General features: G+C 65.7%; 16 protein-coding genes. 7 read left to right on the top strand and 9 right to left on the bottom strand.

The annotated features are described in order from the left end of the window. Window positions 1–18: 18 nt before the first annotated feature. Window positions 19–1122, top strand: a complete 1104-nt coding sequence (locus tag FRZ44_RS10515; RefSeq protein WP_151177136.1) for a hypothetical protein — start codon at window positions 19–21, stop codon at window positions 1120–1122. A 10-nt stretch (window positions 1123–1132) separates the two neighbouring features. Here FRZ44_RS10515 and FRZ44_RS10510 read toward each other — a convergent pair whose 3' ends face one another. The 4 genes from FRZ44_RS10510 to FRZ44_RS10495 form a co-directional block, all read right to left on the bottom strand. Continuing rightward, on the bottom strand, window positions 1133–1948 hold the full coding sequence (locus tag FRZ44_RS10510) for a hypothetical protein (RefSeq protein ID WP_151177135.1): 816 nt from the start codon (window positions 1946–1948) through the stop codon (window positions 1133–1135). 175 nt (window positions 1949–2123) lie between these two features. Beyond that, a complete protein-coding gene (glpX, locus tag FRZ44_RS10505; RefSeq protein ID WP_151180253.1) occupies window positions 2124–3092 on the bottom strand; it encodes a class II fructose-bisphosphatase in 969 nt (322 codons plus the stop codon). A gap of 103 nt (window positions 3093–3195) precedes the next feature. Next, window positions 3196–4497 carry a homoserine dehydrogenase gene (locus FRZ44_RS10500; protein WP_225308643.1) on the bottom strand — a complete coding sequence of 434 codons (1302 nt, stop codon included), beginning with the start codon at window positions 4495–4497 and terminating at the stop codon, window positions 3196–3198. 118 nt (window positions 4498–4615) lie between these two features. Continuing rightward, window positions 4616–6064: an OmpA family protein gene (locus FRZ44_RS10495; protein WP_191908524.1), complete on the bottom strand. Its 1449-nt coding sequence runs from the start codon at window positions 6062–6064 to the stop codon at window positions 4616–4618. Between the two features lie 379 nt (window positions 6065–6443). On the opposite strand from FRZ44_RS10495, the gene phaC reads away from it, so the two are divergent. Together phaC and FRZ44_RS10485 are read left to right on the top strand one after the other, a co-directional pair. Next, window positions 6444–8252: a class I poly(R)-hydroxyalkanoic acid synthase gene (phaC, locus tag FRZ44_RS10490; RefSeq protein WP_151177132.1), complete on the top strand. Its 1809-nt coding sequence runs from the start codon at window positions 6444–6446 to the stop codon at window positions 8250–8252. A 203-nt stretch (window positions 8253–8455) separates the two neighbouring features. Beyond that, window positions 8456–8998 carry a hypothetical protein gene (locus FRZ44_RS10485; RefSeq protein ID WP_151177131.1) on the top strand — a complete coding sequence of 181 codons (543 nt, stop codon included), beginning with the start codon at window positions 8456–8458 and terminating at the stop codon, window positions 8996–8998. 10 nt (window positions 8999–9008) lie between these two features. On the opposite strand, the gene FRZ44_RS10480 is transcribed toward FRZ44_RS10485, so the two are convergent. Next, window positions 9009–10835, bottom strand: a complete 1827-nt coding sequence (locus FRZ44_RS10480; protein ID WP_151177130.1) for an aminodeoxychorismate synthase component I — start codon at window positions 10833–10835, stop codon at window positions 9009–9011. Between the two features lie 203 nt (window positions 10836–11038). On the opposite strand from FRZ44_RS10480, the gene FRZ44_RS10475 reads away from it, so the two are divergent. Both FRZ44_RS10475 and FRZ44_RS10470 read left to right on the top strand, forming a co-directional pair. After that, window positions 11039–11422, top strand: a complete 384-nt coding sequence (locus FRZ44_RS10475; RefSeq protein WP_225308642.1) for a type II toxin-antitoxin system RelE/ParE family toxin — start codon at window positions 11039–11041, stop codon at window positions 11420–11422. 7 nt (window positions 11423–11429) lie between these two features. After that, window positions 11430–11756 (top strand): helix-turn-helix domain-containing protein, encoded by a 327-nt coding sequence (locus tag FRZ44_RS10470; protein ID WP_151177129.1) that lies wholly within the window; start codon window positions 11430–11432, stop codon window positions 11754–11756. A gap of 20 nt (window positions 11757–11776) precedes the next feature. Here the strand turns inward: FRZ44_RS10470 and FRZ44_RS10465 are convergent, their stop codons facing one another. The 4 genes from FRZ44_RS10465 to rplM all read right to left on the bottom strand — a co-directional run bounded on the left by FRZ44_RS10465 (window position 11777) and on the right by rplM (window position 14361). Then, a complete protein-coding gene (locus FRZ44_RS10465; protein ID WP_151177128.1) occupies window positions 11777–12325 on the bottom strand; it encodes a gamma carbonic anhydrase family protein in 549 nt (182 codons plus the stop codon). Window positions 12326–12332: 7 nt separating this feature from the next. Further along, window positions 12333–13271 carry an N-acetyl-gamma-glutamyl-phosphate reductase gene (argC, locus tag FRZ44_RS10460; RefSeq protein ID WP_151177127.1) on the bottom strand — a complete coding sequence of 313 codons (939 nt, stop codon included), beginning with the start codon at window positions 13269–13271 and terminating at the stop codon, window positions 12333–12335. A gap of 136 nt (window positions 13272–13407) precedes the next feature. Continuing rightward, entirely contained in the window at window positions 13408–13893 is a 486-nt protein-coding gene (gene rpsI, locus FRZ44_RS10455) for a 30S ribosomal protein S9 (protein WP_318526393.1), read from the bottom strand. 3 nt (window positions 13894–13896) lie between these two features. Then, window positions 13897–14361, bottom strand: a complete 465-nt coding sequence (gene rplM, locus FRZ44_RS10450; RefSeq protein WP_151177126.1) for a 50S ribosomal protein L13 — start codon at window positions 14359–14361, stop codon at window positions 13897–13899. Between the two features lie 756 nt (window positions 14362–15117). Between rplM and FRZ44_RS10445 the strand changes: the two genes are divergently transcribed. Together FRZ44_RS10445 and FRZ44_RS10440 are read left to right on the top strand one after the other, a co-directional pair. Beyond that, window positions 15118–17670: a PAS domain S-box protein gene (locus FRZ44_RS10445; protein ID WP_151177125.1), complete on the top strand. Its 2553-nt coding sequence runs from the start codon at window positions 15118–15120 to the stop codon at window positions 17668–17670. Between the two features lie 151 nt (window positions 17671–17821). Continuing rightward, window positions 17822–18868 carry a putative B6 ABC transporter substrate-binding protein gene (locus FRZ44_RS10440; protein ID WP_151177124.1) on the top strand — a complete coding sequence of 349 codons (1047 nt, stop codon included), beginning with the start codon at window positions 17822–17824 and terminating at the stop codon, window positions 18866–18868. Window positions 18869–18895: the final 27 nt, after the last annotated feature.

Raw genomic sequence — 18895 nt, 5'->3', positions numbered from 1 at the left:
CGAGGGAACGCGCCGACAATGGCGACACGGGGTCAGTACCTCCATGAGGCACGGTTCGACGAATTCGTCCGGCTGACCGACGAGCGATTGGCGCCCCTCCTGCGGCAATTCGGATTCCGGGCAGCCGAACCGCCCGAAGGGTTCAATCGCTACTGCAAGCGCCGCTATGTGAACGGCGCTCGGTCGGTCGAGGTGTATCACGAGATACTCGAGAACTACACGAGCATCTCGCTCCACGGATCTGATCATCGCAGCAGCGATCTGGCCTTCATCTGCCAATGGATGGGCCGGGGCAACGCCCGCAATGTTGCGGAATTTCGGCGTCCATTCTCAGAGCATCTGGAAAATTACATTCGGCTTATCAACGATCACCTGTCCGACGTCCTTTCCGGAGCGACGCCGTATCGTTTCTCCGACGCCGACTTTGATGCGCTGCTGGCGAAATCGCGTGCAACAGAGCAGGATTTTCGCGAAGAGCTGAAAAAGCGGCTTGTAGATCTAGATTTTTCCTTTCAAGAGGCGAGCGATCGAGAGGTCCGCTTCTCAAGGCCCAGGCTGGGAGGATCGGTGCGGCTTTCTGTAAGCACCAGTGCGGGCTTCTATAGCGTCAGCGCCAATGTTTATGTCTCGGTTCGTTTTAACAGGCTCGAGGAACTCTACAGAGAGGTTTATGCGGCCGCTAACGGCGGCCAATGTCCCTTCGGCCTAGATACGTCATCGATCTATACAAGCCTCTACGCTCTTGAAGGTGACGAGTTCAAGCATTTGGATATTGGTGAGAATCTGTCGGCGGCCGATGCCGCACGACAAGTGGCGGCAGACATCGCCCGTCTCGGCGAATCCTTCTTTCAGCGAATGTCTGACCTGGAACAGTTCTTCGAATTTTCCGAAGGAGAAGCGAAGACATTGCCTGGATACAGGCCGGGCATATTCGAGGTCGAGCGTCTACTGTGCACCGCCTGTCTAATCGGGCGGTTCAGCGACATTCCAGAAATTCTCGCGCGAGAGTCGATCCGTCTCGAAGCCATAGATGAATATGGCGGCGGCTTTGTGCATTCGCTCAGATCGATTGCTGACGCTCTGCGTCAGCGTTTCCCGCAGCTATCTCTCGCAAAGCATTGATCGATATTCACTACGCTTTCAGACTCGCATTAGCGGCAACGACCGTGACTTCGTTCAGCAGCGCGAACAGCCGGTTCGAAAGATCGTCGTAGGTCTCGCCGATCTCGCCCTGAAAGCCGAGGTCGTTCCAGGAGCCCATCGCACCGAAGACCCAGGCGGCTTCGGCGGCGCCGAGGAGTTGGCGGGCGGGGAGACCGAGCCCGTCCTTGTCGTCGAGCGTCTCGAACCAGCCGCCCGCGAGCGGCGTCGGGCTGGCCAGGCGTTCCATCGCCGTGCGGAAGCTCTCGGCGAAATTGTCGAGCTGCTGCGCGTCGGCGAATTTGGCGATCTCGGCCAATGTCGCGGCGAGCTCGGCGCGCACCGCGGGCGCCTCGCGCGGCGTCTCCTCGGTGAGGTCGAAGCCTGTCGCCACCCGGCCATAGGTCACAGCCCAGATCTTCTGCGCCGGATCTTTCCGGTCGCTCACGGCCCAGCGCGCCTCCCAGAGATCGGCCCTTTCGCCGCTGGCCGTCGCGACGAAGCGGCGACCGCCGCCGCCCGCCAGGCCGACCGTCTCGCGGTCGCGCTGGGTGCCATGGCTCGGGACGTAGAGCAGCCGCAAGGCCGAGACGCCCTCGGCCTGGATCTTCTTCAGCCAGGCGAGCGGGTGATCCGCATAGGGCTCGGCGACCGGCGCCGGGTCGGGTCCGCTCAGCGTGACGAAGGCCACGCGCTTGCAATAGCGGAAGACCGACGCCTCGGGCCAGAACGCGCCGACATCGCCGCCACGCAGGAAGCGGTTGCCGGCGAGGGTCAGTGCCACGGCCTGGGCGATCGGGGCCTGCAAGAGCGCGATCTCCTGATAAACCTCATGCCCCCTCCCCTCGCGGGAGGGGGTAGGGGGAGGGGAAGCGCGAAGTGACGAACTGCGCGTCGGATTGATGGCGCGTCCACCCCCCTCCCTACCCTCCCCCGTCAAGGGGGTGGGCTAGAGTGATTCTCTCTGTTCGCGCGCTTCGGGACTACCGCTTCGCCGGATCACCGCCCGGCTTGCGGGCGAAATGGTGGCTGGCTTCAATGAGGCGCACGGTCGCGGTCTTGGAGCGCATCACCATCGAGTGCGTCGCGGCACCGCCCTGGAAGCGCCGGACGCCGCGCAGCATGGTGCCGTCGGTGACGCCGGTCGCGGCGAACATCACGTCGCCCTTGGCCAGATCCTGCAGGTCGTATTTGCGGTTGAAGTCCGTCACGCCCATCTTGACGGCGCGGCCCTTCTCGTCGTCGTTGCGGAACAGCAGGCGTCCCTGCATCTGGCCGCCGATGCAGCGCAGGGCCGCGGCGGCCAGGACGCCTTCGGGCGCGCCGCCCGAGCCGATATAGATGTCGATGCCGCTGTCGGGCCGCGAGGTCGCGATCACGCCCGACACGTCGCCGTCGGTGATCAGCAGGATGCGCGCGCCCGCCGCGCGGACCTTGCCGATCAGATCGGCATGGCGCGGGCGGTCGAGGATGCAGGCGACGATATCCGAGACCTCGACCTGCTTGGCCTTGGCGAGATTCTTGAGGTTCTCGGCGGGCGACGCGTCGAGATCGACCACGCCCGTGGGCAGGCCGCCGCCGACCGCGATCTTGTCCATATAGACGTCGGGCGCGTTGAGGAAGCCGCCCGCTTCCGCCATGGCGATGACCGCCAGCGCGTTGGGACCGCCCTTGGCGGTGATGGTGGTGCCCTCGAGCGGATCGAGCGCGATGTCGATCTTGGGGCCGCCGGCGCCGACTTTCTCGCCGATATAGAGCATCGGCGCCTCGTCGCGCTCGCCCTCGCCGATCACGACCGTGCCGTCGATGCTGAGCCCGTTCAGCGCCTGGCGCATCGCATCGACCGCCGCCTGGTCCGCCGCTTTCTCGTCGCCGCGTCCCATCAGCCGCGATGCCGCCAGCGCCGCCGCCTCGGTCACGCGCACGGCTTCGAGCGCCAGATTGCGATCCATCTCATGCTTGGCCATCGTCTTGTCCCTTTTCCTATCCCTGGTCCGGGCCCGGCCTTCGGCGGCCGATTGTTCCCGTATCGTCCGTTGGGTGCGGCCCTTCCGCTCAGGCCGTCAGCGATTCAATGCGGATCATGCGCGGCGGTTCCGCCACGGTGTCGAGCTTGGCGATGCGCGCCAGGGCCCGGCGCATCGAGGATTCCTCGGTCTCGTGGGTGGTGATCACGACCGGCACCACCTCCTCCGGCGCGCGGCCGCGCTGCAGCATCGCCTCCATGGAGACGCGCTCGTCGCGCAGGGCCGCCGCCACGTCGGCGATCACGCCCGGCCGGTCCTTGACCATCAGCCGCACATAATAGGCGCCATAGTGACGCTCCATCGGCGCCACCGGCAGCCTGGCCAGCTTCGAGGCCGGAATGGCGAAGGTCGGCAGCGCGCGCTTGCGGGCGAGATCGATCAGGTCCGCGACCACCGCCGATGCGGTCGGGCCGGCGCCCGCGCCGCGGCCCTCGGCCACGTTCTGGCCGACATAATCGCCGATCGTCACCACCGCGTTGAACACGCCCTCGACATGGGCGATCGCGGTGTCGAGCGAGACCATGGTGGCGTGGACGCGCTGCTCGATCCCGTGGTCCGAGAGGCTGGCGATGCCGAGCAGCTTGATGCGATAGCCCAGCTCCTGGGCGAAGGCGATGTCGACGGCCGAGACATGGCGGATGCCTTCGACATGCACGCCGGCGAAATTGATCTCGCAGCCGAAGGCGACGGAAGCGAGGATCGAGAGCTTGTGCGCGGCATCGATGCCGTCGACGTCGAAGCTCGGATCGGTCTCGGCATAGCCGAGGCGCTGCGCGTCCTCGAGCACGTCGGCGAACTCACGGCCCGTGCGGCGCATCTCGGTCAGGATGTAGTTGCAGGTGCCGTTGAGGATGCCATAGACGCGCTTGATGCGGTTGGCCGCCAGGCCCTCGCGCATCAGCTTGATGATCGGGATGCCGCCCGCAACCGCGGCCTCATAGGAAATCGAGACCCCCGAGGTCTCGGCGAGCCGCGCCAGCGCGTTGCCGTGATGGGCGAGCAGCGCCTTGTTCGCTGTCACCACATGCTTGCCGTCATGAAGCGACTTCTCGACCAGCGCCTTGGCGACGCCGTCGGAGCCGCCGATGAGCTCGACCACCACGTCGACCTCGGGATCGACCGCCAGCGCCAGCGGATCGTCGACCCAATGGACCTGCGAGAGGTCGATCCCGCGGTCGCGCTTGCGGTCGCGCGCGGATACCGACTTCAGGCGGATCGGACGGCCGGACCGCTCGGCCAGCAGGCCCGCATGTTCCTGCAGGAGTTTGACGGTGCCGGCGCCGACCGTGCCGAGACCGGCGATCGCGACAGTGAGCGGTTTCGTCGTCAAGATGCGAAGTCCTTCATTAGCGCCTGTAAAACTGGAGAAGCGTCGGGAATGAGGCGATGCCAAAAGGCGGCCCATCGCGCGATCGCCGATGGCAGCGATCGCGGCGGAAGAGATCCGCTTACGGTGTCAGGAAAATATCGGCGCGGCGATTGCCGGCGATCCCGGTGCTCGCGGTTTCGTAGAAGACCGGCTGGGTGATGCCGACGCCGCGCATCTCGAGCGCGCCGCCGGGAACGCCATAACCGGCAAGCGCCTTCGCCACGGCCTGAGCCCGGGCATAGGAAAGCTTCGAGTTGAAACCATTGTCGCCACCCGGAATCCAGGAGGCGTGGCCCACCACGCGGATCACCTTGCCCTGGGCGCGGTAGATCTGGGCGACCTCACGCAGCACCTCGCGCGAGGCGGCATTGAGATAGGAGGAGCCGTTCGCGAAGAAAATCAGGCCCAGGGGCTGTCCCGACGGCGGCAGCGGGACGGCCCCGGGTGCCACCATCGCCACGTTCGTCCCACGCGGCACCTCATAGAACGCCAGCTGATTGGCGTTCGGCTGCCACTGCGGATTGCCGGGCTGATAGGCGGGCTGCTGATAGACAGCCTGTTGATAGACGGCCGGTTGGGTCTGCGGACCCGGCCCGGACAGACTGTCGAGCGCGCCGAGATCGACATAGAGCGGCGGACGGGACCCTGCGGGCTGAAGTTGAGCTTGCGCCGGCTGCAATTGGCGCTGCGTCGGCAACGTCGTCTCGGGGGCGCCGCCGATGGCGCTGAGATCGACGGTCACCGCCGCGTTGCCCGTGGGTGCTGCCGCCGCCGCGCGCGGCGTGGCCTGCGAATAGCTGAAAGGGCCCTGAGGAATGAGGCTCTTCGGCGCGTTGGGCGCCGCGGTCGCCGGCTGTGTGCTGTCGGCCAGCTGGGTCATGCGCGGCGAGACCGGCGCGAAATCGTCGGCGTCGGACTCCGCCATCCCCTCGCCGCCGCGCAGCTCGGCATATTGCAGGGCGCCCGGCACCAGGGGCGCCGCGTTCGACTGCGGCTGCGTCACGCCGGTGGTCGAGGGAACCGTGGTCCCTGTCGGCGGCGGCTCGGCGGGCGTATTGGCCGGCGCCGCATCGGGCAGCGGCTGCGAGGAGACCGGGGTCTGCGGCGTCGCCGGCATGTCGGGGGTCGAATCGGTGGCGGCGCCCGTGGCCGCGCCCGTATCGGCAGAGGGCGTGATGGTGGTGGTCCCGAGCGTCGTCCCGCCGCCTTCGGGCGTGATCGGCGGCGGCGCCGGCGGGGCTACGGAGCTGGTGGGTTGGCCGCTCAGCGGCGTGTCGCTATAGACCGCGTTTTTCCGGTCGGCGACCAGCCCGTCCATGATCGCCTGGCGCTGCTCGGGCGTCGTGACCGGCGGTGGCTGATCGGGAACCGTCCCGAGATTGGGGAAGGATTCATTGCCGGTACTGGAACTGGTGGCTGCGGGTGCCGTTGCTGTCGTGCTCGCGGGCGCCGTTGCCGTCGTGCTCGCCGGCGGCGGCGCGTCGCTCGAGGAAGAACAGCCCGCCGCCAGGACCAACAAAGCCAGCAATGCCGCGGCCGTCCCCGTGCCCGGGCCCCGCTTCCGCCGATCTCTCCGCCATACCGGTCGCCGCCCCTGAGCGGCCAACTTCGCCTTGATCATTGGTGCCTTGCTTGTCCCTGTTGCCCAGATGCCGCCCCGACCACCCTGGCTCCAATCCGCCTGATGACTCGGGGCCGCCCCGCCTGTCCCTGCCGGCCGCCCGGTATGCCCGTTTTCGTGGGCCCATGCATCGGCGATTTTGCGCCTTTTTATCGTCCCTTGCGCCCCGGAATCGCGCTAAAGGGTGTGTAGTCATATCATTGGCATGATCCGGGATGCGGGGCCGTCTTCGGCCCCTCCCGGGTTCCCCCGAGGCGAGCCGGGCCGGCATGATAAGGAAGGCATAATGGTCGATCAACAGGGCGCGGAAAGAAAATTACCCGACCCGATGGAATTGTCGCGGACCATGACGGAGATTGCCGAGCAATCGCAGCGTCTCGTGACCGATTTCCTGCAGAAGCAGAGCCGTGGCAGCGGCGACGCGTTCGGCATGTCCGACCCGCTCAATATCGGCCAGGCCTTCCTCGAGATGACGGCCCGCCTGATGGCCCAGCCCGAAAAGCTGGTCCAGGCGCAGATGTCGCTCTGGAACGACTACATGAATCTTTGGCAAACCACCGCCCGGCGCATGATGGGCGGGCCGGCAGAGGCGGTGATCGCGCCGGCGCCCGACGACCGGCGCTTCAAGGACTCCGCCTGGCAGGACAACGAGCTGTTCGACTTCGTCAAGCAGTCCTACCTGCTGACCGCGCGTTGGCTGCAGACGACCGTCAACGAGGTCGAGGGGCTCGACGACAAGACCGCGCGGAAGGTCGAGTTCTATACCCGCCAGTTCGTCGATGCGATCGCGCCGACCAATTTCCTCATGACCAATCCCGAGGTGCTGCGCGCGACGGTCGAGAGCAAGGGCGAGAACCTGCTCAACGGCCTGAAGAACCTGCTGGGCGATCTCGAGCGCGGCAAGGGCGAGCTCAAGATCAGCATGACCGACCAGGAGGCGTTCGAGATCGGGCGCAACGTGGCAGTCACCCCCGGCAAGGTCGTGTTCCAGAACGACCTGATCCAGCTCATCCAGTACAACCCGACCACCGAGCAGGTCTATCGCCGGCCGCTGCTGATCATCGCGCCCTGGATCAACAAGTTCTACATCCTCGATCTGCGCGAGAAGAATTCGCTCATCCGCTTCGCGGTGGCGCAGGGCCATACCGTGTTCGTGGTTTCCTGGGTCAATCCCGACGAGAAGCTCGCCCAGAAGAGTTTCGAGGACTACATGATCGAGGGGCCGCTCGCGGCCCTCGACGCCATGGAAAAGGCGACGGGGCAACCCGATGCGAATGTCGTCGGCTATTGCCTCGGCGGTACGCTCGTGGCCGCGACCCTGGCCTGGCTCGCGACCAAGAAGAAGGCCGACCGGATCGCCAGCACCACCTTCCTCACGACCCTGACCGACTTCAAGGAACCGGGCGATCTCGGCGTCTTCATCGACGAAGAGCAGCTCCAGTCGCTCGAAGCGCGCATGAACGAGAAGGGCTTTCTCGAAGGCGGCGCCATGGCGAACACCTTCAACATGCTGCGCGCCAACGACCTGATCTGGTCCTTCGTGATCAACAATTATCTCCTCGGGAAGGAGCCGTTCCCGTTCGACCTGCTCTACTGGAATTCCGATTCCACGCGCATGCCGGCGGCGATGCACAGCTTCTATCTGCGCAAGATGTATCAGGAGAACAAGCTGGTGCAGCCGGGCGGCATCACGCTGGCGGGCGTGCCGATCGACCTGCGCAAGATCAAGACGCCGATCTTCATGCTCTCGACGCGCGAGGACCATATCGCGCCCTGGAAGACCACCTACGCCCTGACCCAGATCGTGACCGGCCCGATCCGCTTCGTGCTGGCCGCCTCCGGTCATATCGCCGGCGTGGTGAACCCGCCCGAGAGCCACAAATATCATCACTGGGTCAACGACAAGAATCCGCCGAGCCCGGAAGACTGGCTTGCCAGCGCGACCCAGCATCCCGGCTCCTGGTGGCCCGAATGGGCGAAATGGATCGCCGATTTCGGCGGCGAGAAGGTCCCGGCGCGCAAGCCCGGCGACGGCAAGCTGAAGGTCATCGAGGACGCGCCGGGGTCGTATGTGAAGGTCCGCGCGGGGAGCTGAGGACGGATTCCCTCGCCACTTCCTTCCGTCGTTGCTGCTGCCTTCTGTCATCGCCGGACTTGATCCGGCGATCGAGGGCCGGCAAGGGCTGGATCCCCGGGTCCGGCCTGCGGCCGGCCCGAGGATGACAGTAAAAATGGCGCAAGACCTCGCCAAGACCCCTCGCCCCAATCTCGCCGAAATCATGAACTAAGGATCGCGGCATGATCCGAAAAATCCTGACGGCGGGAACCGGCGCCCTGGCGCTCCTTCTCGCGATTTCCCTGACGCCCGCCTGGGCCGCCGACGGCTGGTCGGTCGTGGCCGCCCCTTCCGACGACGAGCCGTTCGAGGCCGCCTCGGTCACCAACGACGCCGGCGACAACCTCATCCTCTGGTCGCGCAATGTCGGCGGCCATATCCAGGTCTTCGCCGAGCTGCACCCCGCGCAGGGCGTGACGCTCGCCAAGGCCATGCCGGTCTATCAGATCGACCATCGCGCGCCGATCGACACCGACGACATCCGCGCGCGCGGCGACGCGCAGAACGCGATGTGGGGCCTGACCAACGACCACAGCAGCTTCTGGCTGGTCTGGGAATCGAACAAGCCGGTGGTGAAAGCGGCCGATACGCTGCACCCCTGGTTCGTCGGCCAGGAGCTCCGTCTCTCAGTCATGACCCACGACGGCAGCAAGCGCGAGATGCTGTTCCCGCTGACGGGCTCGGCCGCGGCGATCCAGAAGGCGACGGGAGTGCGGGCGGAATGAACGCGCGGGTCTAGACGGCCGCCGCCTGCGCCGCCAGGCGTTCGGCCAGCAGCAGCCCGCGCACCGAGTTGCCGAGGAACACATGCTCGGCGCGGGCGAGATCCTCGAGCGTGAGGACCGCCTCCTGGGCCCGGCCCGTCGCCAGCAGCTCGCGGCGCAGCGTTCCGTCGAGGAGGCCGCTGCTCAAGGGCGGCGTCAGCAGCCGCCCGCCCCGCTCGAGGAAGAGGTTGGTGCGGCTGCCCTCGGTCAGCTCGCCGCGCTCGTTGAGGAACAGCACCTCGTCGCAGCCGGTCTCCCGGCTCAGGCGTTCGAGCTCGCCGTCATAGAGCGCGCGGCGCGTGGTCTTGTGGAACAGGAACGGGTCGCGGCTGTCGGTCGCGCGGTCCGAGATCGCATAGCGCATGAGACCGGCCGCCGAAGGCACCGGGATCGCGGTCGCCGCGATCCTGATGGCGCCTTCGCGATCCAGCAGCAGCCGCACGCGGCAGCAGGCGCCGGCGAAACCCAGCGAGGCGGCCTCGAGCTGGGCGCGCACGGTCTCGGGATCGCAGGGGAACCCGAAATAGGCGGCCGAGCGATGCAATCGCTCGAGATGGCGCTCCAGCAGGGTCCAGCCGGCTTCCCGCTGCCACAGCATCGTCTCGATCAGCTCGAAGGGCCGGTGCGGCACGGTGAGGAAGCGCGCCTTCAGCAGGCATTCCTCATATTCCGCAGCCTCGTCGGAATCATAGACCAGCCCGCTGCCGATCCCCATCTCGCCGCGGCCGGCCTGGTCGATCTTGAGGGTGCGGATCGCCACGTTGAGGCAAAGATCGCCGTCCGGCGCGAACCAGCCGATGGCGCCGGTATAGACATCGCGCGGGCCCGCTTCGAGCTCGCGGATGATTTCCATCGCGCGGATCTTGGGCGCGCCGGTGATGGAGCCGCAGGGGAAGAGCCGGCGGATCACCTCGTCGGCGCCGATATCGGGCAACAGGCGCGCCGACACGGTCGAGATCATCTGATGCACGGTCTCGTAGGTCTCGACCTCGAACAGCCCATCCACCTTGACCGAGCCGATCCGCGCGATCCGCCCCAGATCGTTGCGGATGAGATCGACGATCATCAGATTCTCGGCGCGCGACTTCTCGTCCGAGCGCAGGAAGGCCCGCGCGGCTTCGTCGTCCTCCGGCGTGGGACCGCGGGCCGCCGTGCCCTTCATCGGCTTGCCGACCGCCCGGTTGCCGTCGATGCGGACGAAGAGCTCCGGCGAGAGCGACAGGATCCAGTCGGCCTCGGTCCGGATGACGGCGCCATAGGCGACATGCTGCTTGCCGCGCAGCTCGCGATAGAGCGACAGCGGATCGCCCTCGACATCGAAGCCAAGCTTGAAGGTGAGGTTGATCTGATAGACGTCGCCGGCGCCGATGTAGTCGCGCACCTGGCGGAAGGCCTTGCCATAGGTGGCACGGTCCCAGCTCGGGCGGGTCTCGCCCAGCCGGTGCGCGTCCCGCACCTCGCGATCGAGGAAGGCCGCGGTCTGTGCGCGGCTCAGCAACTCGGGCGTGCGGAAGAGGCCCATCCAGATCAGCGGTCCGTCGCGGCCGGCGGGCATCAGGGGTGCCAGCTTCGGCTCTAGCGCATAACCCAGCTCATAGGCCAGGTACCCCACCGCATGAAGCCCGCGCACGCGCGCGCCGGCGATCCGCGCCAGCGTCGCCTCGACCTCGGCCGGATCGTCGCAGCGCAGGATCTCGACCGGATCGGCATAGAGACGGCTCCCCGCCTCCGGCGACCGATTGTCGTCGAGCAGCACGAAGGGACCTTCCGGATGGGGCGGCAGGGGCAGGCTGGTCATGGAAAGGAGTCAATCATAGGAGGGCCGCTCCGGAAACCCCGCCGGCGACCTCGCTTGTGCGTCTTGCGACCATGCTGAGTCTCCGGACCGCAACCGATCGGCAGGATGGTCACTTCTCGCATTTTGGATTATCATCTATAACTATTACTATTATTACGAGAAACCGAAGTGATTGCCTTTTTATTCCAATTTTGGTATATTCCGTGGCGCGACATCTGATTTCTGGCGAGAGACCGCTCGATTGGGTCGGCTCTTCCAAGGAAGACTTCCTTGCCTTCCCGCATGCCGTGAAGGCGGAGATGGGGAATGCGTTGGGCGTGGCGCAGTTCGGCGGCCTGCATCCCTCGGCCAAGCCCTGGAAGGGCCAGGGACCGGGAATCTTCGAGTTGGTCGAAGACCATAAGGGCAACAGCTATCGGGCCCTCTACACGGTCCGATTTGTGGAAGTGATCTACGTTCTTCACGCGTTTCAAAAGAAATCGCCGCACGGCATCAGAACGGCAAGAACCGACATCGAGCTGATCCACAGGCGCTTGAAGGCTGCACAACATGACCATGAGATGCGCTACCACAAAGCGAAGGGCTAACGCCAAGATGGCCGATACCAGCATCAAGCGCGGCAGCAACAATCTCTTTGCCGATCTGGGTTTTCCGGACGCCGAAGAACGTCAAACCCGCCTCTGGCTGGCTTACACCATCAATCAGGCCCTCGCTGGGCGGGGCCTGACTCAAGCTGCGAGCGCGGCGCTCCTCGGCATCACTCAACCGAAGGTCTCCGCCTTGCAGCGCTATAAGCTCGAGGGATTCTCTCTGGAACGCCTGATGGGATTCCTGACATCGCTCGACCTCGATATCGAGATCGTGATTCGCAAGAAGCGGCGGTCGCACCCGACCGGTCAGATCACGGTGACCGCGGAATAGCCGCTGACGGCCTGATTTGGTCAGAGCCCCTGCTTGCGGTAGAGCGCCCCGAGCTCGGCGTAATAGGGCGCGGTCGAGGCGAAGTCTTCCATTTCCTTCGGGCTGAGCTGGCGCATCAGCTTGGCAGGGCTCCCGGCCCAGAGCTCGCCCTTGCGTACGCGCTTGTTGGGGGTGAGCAGCGCACCGGCCGCGACCATGCCGCCGCCCTCCACCACCGCGCCGTCCATGACGCAGGCCTTCATGCCGACGAAGGCGCCGTCCTCGAGCGTGCAGGCATGGATCAGCGCCATATGGCCGATGGTGACGTTGTCGCCGATGAGGCAGCGATAGCCCGGCGCGCCGCGGCCATGGTCGTCCTGGGTGTTGAGATGGACGATCGTGCCGTCCTGGATGTTGGTGCCCGCGCCCACGCGCAGCAGATTGCCGTCGCCGCGCAGGATGCAGCCATACCAGATGTTGGCCCTCGGTCCGATCACGACGTCGCCGATGATGACCGCGGTCGATGCGATGAAGGCGGTCGGATCGATCTGCGGCGTGAAGCCGTCGAAGGTGAGGATCTGCGCGGCCATGGCTGCCTCAGGCGCCCAGCATGAGCTGGATGTTCTGGACCGCGGCGCCGGAAGCGCCCTTGCCCAGATTGTCTAGCCGCGCGACCAGGACCGCCTGGCGGCGCGCCTCGTTGGCGAAGACGCGCAGCTCCAGCCGGTCGGTGTCGTTGAGTGCCTCAGGCTCGAGTTTGCCCGCTTCCGTACCCGCCCCTACCGGCACGACCTCGACCAATTTCTGCCCGGCGAAGCGCTTCGCCAGCACGGCCTCCAGATCCTTGCCCTTGGGCTTGCCCGTCAGGGTCTCGAGATGGAGCGGCAAGCTCACCAGCATGCCCTGGCGGAAGTTCCCCACCGAGGGCACGAAGATCGGCCGCGTGGCGAGGCCTGAATAATGCTGCAGCTCGGGCAGATGCTTATGCTCGAGGCCCAGCCCGTAAAGCTCGAAGGCCGGCGCGCGATGCGCTTCATAGGCCTCGATCATGGTCCGCCCGCCGCCGGAATAGCCGCTGACGGCGTTGATGGTCAGCGGATAATCGGCCGGGATGATGCCGGCTTCGACCAGCGGCTTGATCAGGGCGATGCCGCCGGTGGGATAGCAGCCGGGATTGGCAACGCGCCGGGCGCCGCGGATGGCGGCCGCCTGCCCCTCGGCCATCTCGGGGAAACCATAGACCCAGCCCGCCGCCACGCGGTGGGCGGTGCTGGCATCGACGATCTTCGGACCTTTAGCGCCCATCGCGTCGATCATCGCCACGGTCTCGCGCGCGGCATCGTCGGGCAGGCAGAGCACCACCAGGTCGGCTGCTTCCAGCATCTCGCGCTTGGCGACCGGGTCCTTGCGGCGCTCGGGCGCGATCGAGCTCAGCGCGATGCCGGCCAGCCCGGTCAGGCGCTGGCGGATGCCGAGGCCGGTGGTGCCGGCTTCGCCGTCGATGAAGACCGTCTTGGTCCGCGAGATATTGCCCATGTGGTCCGACTCCTGCCGCCGATAAGAGCTTATCCGATATGGAAACGAAGCCCGAAAAGCAAAAGGGGCGCTCCGACCGGGAGCGCCCCTTTGTTCGATGGCATGCCCCAGTCGGGGCCGACCGCGGGTGTCGCGATCAGCGCTTCGAGAACTGGAAGCTGCGTCGGGCCTTCGCCTTGCCGTACTTCTTGCGCTCGACCACGCGGCTGTCGCGGGTGAGGAAGCCGCCGGCCTTGAGCGCGGGCCGCAAGGCCGGCTCGAAGTAAGTCAGGGCCTTGCTGATGCCATGGCGCACCGCGCCGGCCTGGCCGGAGAGGCCCCCGCCGACGACCGTGCAGACCACGTCATACTGGCCGACCCGCTGGGTCACGCCGAAAGGCTGGGCGATCATCATGCGCAGCACCGGACGGGCGAAATAGACCTCGCTGGTGCGGCCATTGACGGAAACGCGGCCGGAACCCGGCTTGATCCAGACACGGGCGATCGCGTTCTTGCGCTTGCCGGTTGCATAGGCGCGGCCTTGCGCGTCGATCTTCGGCTCCGCGGCGGCGGAGGCCGCCGGGGCCATCGAGCTGCCCCGCAGCTCCTTGAGATCGGTGAGCTTCTGCGTCTCGGTCGTCATGGCTTAGGCGATCCTCTTGTTCTTCGGATTCATCGCCGCGACGTCGAGCGGCTCCGGGTTCTGCGCGGCATGCGGATGATCGGCGCCCGCATAAACCTTGAGATTGCTCATCTGCTGACGGCCCAGGGGACCGCGCGGCACCATGCGCTCGACCGCCTTCACCACCGCGCGCTCCGGAAAGCGCCCGCCCAGGATCTCGCCCATGGTGCGTTCCTTGACGCCGCCGGGATGGCCGGTGTGCCAGTAGAAGCGCCGGTTCTCGAGCTTGCGGCCCGTGAGATGCACCTTGGCGGCGTTGATGACGATCACGTTGTCGCCGCAATCCATATGCGGGGTGAAGGTGGTCTTGTGCTTCCCGCGCAGGCGGTTGGCGACGATCGAGGCGAGCCGACCCAGCACGACGCCGTCGGCATCGACGACGATCCATTTCTTGCTGATGTCGGAGGGTCGGGCGGTGTAGGTCTTCATGGCGGTCCGTTGTTGTCTCTGGTGCCGGCGACCGGGGAGGAACCCTCCCCGCCCGGCAGTTCGGCGGCGGAGTATCGCGATTTCCGCGCCAGGGTCAAGCTTTAAGGGCGCAGAAAACTGCGACTTTTTAGGGCGGTATCATAATACCACATCCGAAGCCGGAGGCCCCGGATCGGTAATTCCCCCTGGCACCGGCAGTCTCCGGAAAGCCCGGCTGTAACCGAAGGATCTCCACACCGGTCATAGGTCCATGGGATCGGAAGGAATTCCGCGCTAACCTTACCGTCCAGCAAGGATTTTTCGAGTACGACCCGCCCCTGACGCGGATGCCGGGAATGATTAAGGGGGGCTCCCGGATCGGCTGGCCGCGTCAGACAATCCCATCCCGCCATGCCATCGCCACGTTGCCATGTCCGGGACGCGTCATTTTTTCTTATCCGGTGCGCGCCCGTACCAGCCCACCGGGATCGGTCCTTCGTGCGCTTGACCGTGAGACGGCTTGAACCCCGAAGAAAGCCAACTGGCGCTTTTCCAACAAGACTTTTCCCGACTGGATCAGCCCTCTGTCGTAAGAATGCGCAGCCCCAGCTCGGCCACCCAAGGCGGACGGGAAGGGGTTGCCAATGTGGGAAAGATTCCCAAGAAAAGCTCCTACCTACCGGGCTAGGCTAGGAGCCAGCGCAGAGACGGAGCCAGGGCTCATTGAAGCATCAAGCGCCCTCCGCGGGGAATGCCACCTCCACGCTGCTTCCCATCGTGGCTGCCGCGTTTGCGCTCTGCATCTTCATAGCCGACACGGTCAGCCCGTTGGAAATCACGGTTGCCGTGCTTTACGTCGCGGTCGTGCTGTTATCCGCCCGCTTCTGCCGGGCACGGGGCGTCCTGCTGGTCGCCCTGGGATGCGCGGCGCTGACGCTGCTGAGCGCGGCCATAACGCCGCCACCAGGCCCGCTATCGACCGGGATCGTCAACATATTCATCAGCATCCTGGCGATCGGAGGAACGGCCTTCCTCGCCCTGCAAAGCCAATCGGCGCAAGCGGCGCTTCGCGAGCGGGCCGATCTTCTCGACCTTTCGCACGACGCCATATTTTCGTGCGACATGAACCATGCAATCTCCTACTGGAGCCGCGGCGCCGAGGAACTCTATGGATGGAAAGCGGAAGAAGCCGTCGGCAAGGTGTCTCACGAGCTGTTGGCGACGGTTTTCCCCGTTCCGGTTGGCCAGATCAATGCCGAGCTCGAGCGCATGGACCGCTGGGAGGGCGAACTCGTCCATGGGAAGCGGGACGGAACACGGATTGTCGTGACCAGCCGCTGGCTCCTGCAACGGGACAAGCGAGGGCGGCCGGCCGCGATCCTCTCGACCAGCAACGACATCACCGAACGCAAGCGCGCCGAAGAGAGACTGCGACGGAGCGAGGCCTATCTGGCCGACGAACAGAGGCTCAGCCACACCGGCAGCTTCGGCTGGAGCGTGTCGAGCAACGAGATCTACTGGTCGGAAGAGACCTTCCGGATACTCGAACATGACCGTGCGAGCCCTCCCACGGTGGAACTCGTCCTGCAGCGAACGCATCCCGACGACAGGGCCCTGGTCCAGGAGACGCTCGATCGCGCGCAACGGGAGGGAACGGCCTTCGACATCGAACATCGAGCATTGATGCCCGATGGCGCCGTCAAGCATCTCAGGGTCATCGGTCGCGCCGTCGCCACCGAGTCCGGTGCGCTGGAGTTCGCCGGCGCGGTGATGGACATCACGGCGCGCAAGCGTTCGGAGGAGGCCCTGCGACGGAGCGAGGCCTATCTGGCCGCAGCGCAGAGGCTGAGCCGCACCGGCAGCTGGGCATGGAACGCCACCACCAGGGAATTGACCCACTGGTCGCAGGAGCAATACCGCATTCACGGACTCGACCCGAAGAACGGGGTCCCGTCATGGGAGGACGCCCGCCAGCATATTCATCCGGAAGATCGGGCCGGATTCGTCGACAGCATCGAGAGAGCGGTGCGCGAGGCAACGGACTGCGAGCTGGACTACCGGTCCGTTCTTCCCGACGGCACCGTCCGCTACATCCACACGGCGGCGCATCCCGTTTTCGACGGCGCCGGCAATCTCGTCGAATTCGTCGGCACCGATATGGACACCACCGACCGCAAGCGGGCGGAGATCCTGATCGGCCAGGTATTCGAGAAGTCGCCGGACGGTGTCGCCATCATCGGCAGGGACTATCGTTATCGGCGGGTCAATCCGATCTACGAGCGAAACTGGAAAATACCGGCCGAAAGATTCATCGGCATGCTCCAGGCCGACCTCACCGGCAAGGAGACCTTCGAGCGAACGATCAAGCCGCATCTGGACCGCTGTTTCGCCGGCGAAGAGGTGGGCTACAGAGAATGGTTCAGCAACAAGTTCGGCCGGCGTTTCATGGCGGTGTCCTACTCGCCTTTGTGGCTCGGTTCCGACCGGGTGGAGGCGGCCCTCGTGATTTCCCGCGACCTCACCGAGCATATGGTGGCCACGGAGTCCCTCCACGAAGCCCAGGCGGCGCTCGCGCATGTCAATCGCGTGATGCTCCTGGGCGAGATGGTCGCCTCGATCGCGCATGAGGTGAATCAACCCATCGCCGCGGTGGTCGCCAATGCAGGCGCCGGCCTGCTCTGGCTGGGCGCGCCGTCGCCCAACCTGGAAGAGGCGCGCGAAGCTCTCGAAAGCATCGTCAACAACGGCAAGCGGGCTGGCGACGTCATTGGCCGCATCCGCTCCCTCGTCAAGAAGACGCCGCCGAGCAGAGACGCCCTTGATATCAACGAAACGATATTCGAGGTTGTCCGTCTGGCCCGAAGCGATTTGCAGAAGAATCGCGTGGTGCTGCAAACCCATCTTTCGAGCGGCCTGCCTCCGGTGCGGGCGGACCGCGTCCAGGTGCAGCAGGTGATCTTCAATCTCCTGGCCAATGCCGTCGAGGCGATGGGCAACGTCGATGACAGGACAAGGGAGATCGTCGTCCGCTCCGGCCGAAGCGATGCGGACGACGTGCTCATCGACGTCCGCGATTCCGGCCCGGGATTCGATCCGGCGAATCTCACCCGCCTGTTCCAGTCCTTCTACACGACCAAACCCAATGGCATGGGCATGGGGCTGGCGATCAGCCGGTCGATCGTCGAGGCCCACGGCGGGCGGCTATGGGCGACGCCGAACGAGCCCCACGGCGCTGTCTTCTGCTTCACGCTGCCGATCGCGGCGGATGAAACGACCGGCGTGGCGGCGGCCCCCTCCCCGCGCCCGGCGCCGCCGGGATTTGACTCATGAGACAGCACGCCGTCGTGGCCTGCCCGATCTTGATGCGTGACGCGCTGGCCGATCTGTAATTTCGGCACGTAACCCGATATGCTTCGCATGCCACGCGCTGCGACCGCGGCATCTTCCGAAGGGCGCAGCGGCCCCACTTCCGGAGGCGGCAATGAAGAAGGTCGGATCGAAGCTGGCGTTGGCCGGAATGGCGTTGATTCTTCTCGCCTCGGTAGGCGCGCAAGCGCCGGCCGCCGAGGTCAAGAGCATCGCCGTGCTCGTTCCCGAGCAAGGCACGGATTTCGGCTGGAATCAGCAAGGCATCGAAGCCGGCCGGGCGGTCGCGAAGAAATACGATCTCAAATTCATCCCGGTGGAAGGCCTCGGCTATGGCGATATCCGCCCCACGCTTCGCGAGCTTGCCGGCGATGGCGTCGACCTGCTGATCCTCCATGCCAACGGATATTCCGAAAGCGGGATCGAAGTCGCGCAGGAATTGAAGGTGCCGATCGCGATCGCGGGCAAGCCGGACGCGGCGAAGCCCGGCCTGATCGCGGATTGCATGGTGGACGGCTACGAAGGCGCCTATCTCGCGGGCGTCCTCGCGGCCAGGATGACGCGCACGGGCACGTTGGGGATCGTGGTTTCGGGCGAGCCGGTGCCCTGGAACACCCAGTCGGCCGGCTTCGTCATGGGTGCCAAGGCAACCAAGCCGGATATCAAGGTCGTCTATGCGGTCATCGGCCCGGCCGCCTTCTCGGATGCGGCGGGCGGTCGCCGCGTGACCGACCTGGTGATCGCCGCCGGCGCCGACATTGTGTTCGGTCAGGGGGACGGATCGACCTTCGGCATGATCGAGGCGGTCGAGACCGGTAAGGCCCGCGACGGCGGCGAGGTCTGGTTCATCGATGTCATTGGCGACAAGAGCAGCATCGACAGAGGGCATTTGCTGACATCGGTGGTGTGGGACCTGGCGCCGATCTATGGCGCGATGGTCGAGGATCTGCGCGCCGACAAATTCGGCACCAGAGGCTTCAGGCTCAGCCTGGCGGACGACTCCGTCCGGCTGCTGAAGACGCCCCACATTCCGGAATCCGTATGGACCGAGGTGATGGCCGTCCGCGCCAAGATCATCGACGGCAGCCTGAACGTGCCCCAGGTCCCCGATGCCCAGCGGGTCCGCGCGCTGATGAGCACCGTCGAGGCCGCGGCACAGTAGTGCCGCTCTCTGGCGCGGCGGCGACAA

It is taken from the genome of Hypericibacter terrae, from assembly GCF_008728855.1.
Classification (GTDB): Bacteria; Pseudomonadota; Alphaproteobacteria; order Dongiales; family Dongiaceae; genus Hypericibacter; species Hypericibacter terrae.
Note: the sequence above shows the minus strand (reverse complement) of the source record. Positions and strands in the feature narration are given on the sequence as shown.

Excerpts from the sequence above, each read along its gene's own strand:
- phaC (WP_151177132.1), top strand. The coding sequence starts at position 6,444 with ATGGTCGATCAACAGGGCGCGGAAAGAAAATTACCCGACCCGATGGAA.
- FRZ44_RS10480 (WP_151177130.1), bottom strand. The coding sequence starts at position 10,835 with ATGACCAGCCTGCCCCTGCCGCCCCATCCGGAAGGTCCCTTCGTGCTG.
- FRZ44_RS10515 (WP_151177136.1), top strand. The coding sequence starts at position 19 with ATGGCGACACGGGGTCAGTACCTCCATGAGGCACGGTTCGACGAATTC.
- argC (WP_151177127.1), bottom strand. The coding sequence starts at position 13,271 with ATGGGCAATATCTCGCGGACCAAGACGGTCTTCATCGACGGCGAAGCC.
- FRZ44_RS10470 (WP_151177129.1), top strand. The coding sequence starts at position 11,430 with ATGGCCGATACCAGCATCAAGCGCGGCAGCAACAATCTCTTTGCCGAT.
- glpX (WP_151180253.1), bottom strand. The coding sequence starts at position 3,092 with ATGGATCGCAATCTGGCGCTCGAAGCCGTGCGCGTGACCGAGGCGGCG.
- FRZ44_RS10465 (WP_151177128.1), bottom strand. The coding sequence starts at position 12,325 with ATGGCCGCGCAGATCCTCACCTTCGACGGCTTCACGCCGCAGATCGAT.
- rpsI (WP_318526393.1), bottom strand. The coding sequence starts at position 13,893 with ATGACGACCGAGACGCAGAAGCTCACCGATCTCAAGGAGCTGCGGGGC.
- FRZ44_RS10440 (WP_151177124.1), top strand. The coding sequence starts at position 17,822 with ATGAAGAAGGTCGGATCGAAGCTGGCGTTGGCCGGAATGGCGTTGATT.
- rplM (WP_151177126.1), bottom strand. The coding sequence starts at position 14,361 with ATGAAGACCTACACCGCCCGACCCTCCGACATCAGCAAGAAATGGATC.
- FRZ44_RS10485 (WP_151177131.1), top strand. The coding sequence starts at position 8,456 with ATGATCCGAAAAATCCTGACGGCGGGAACCGGCGCCCTGGCGCTCCTT.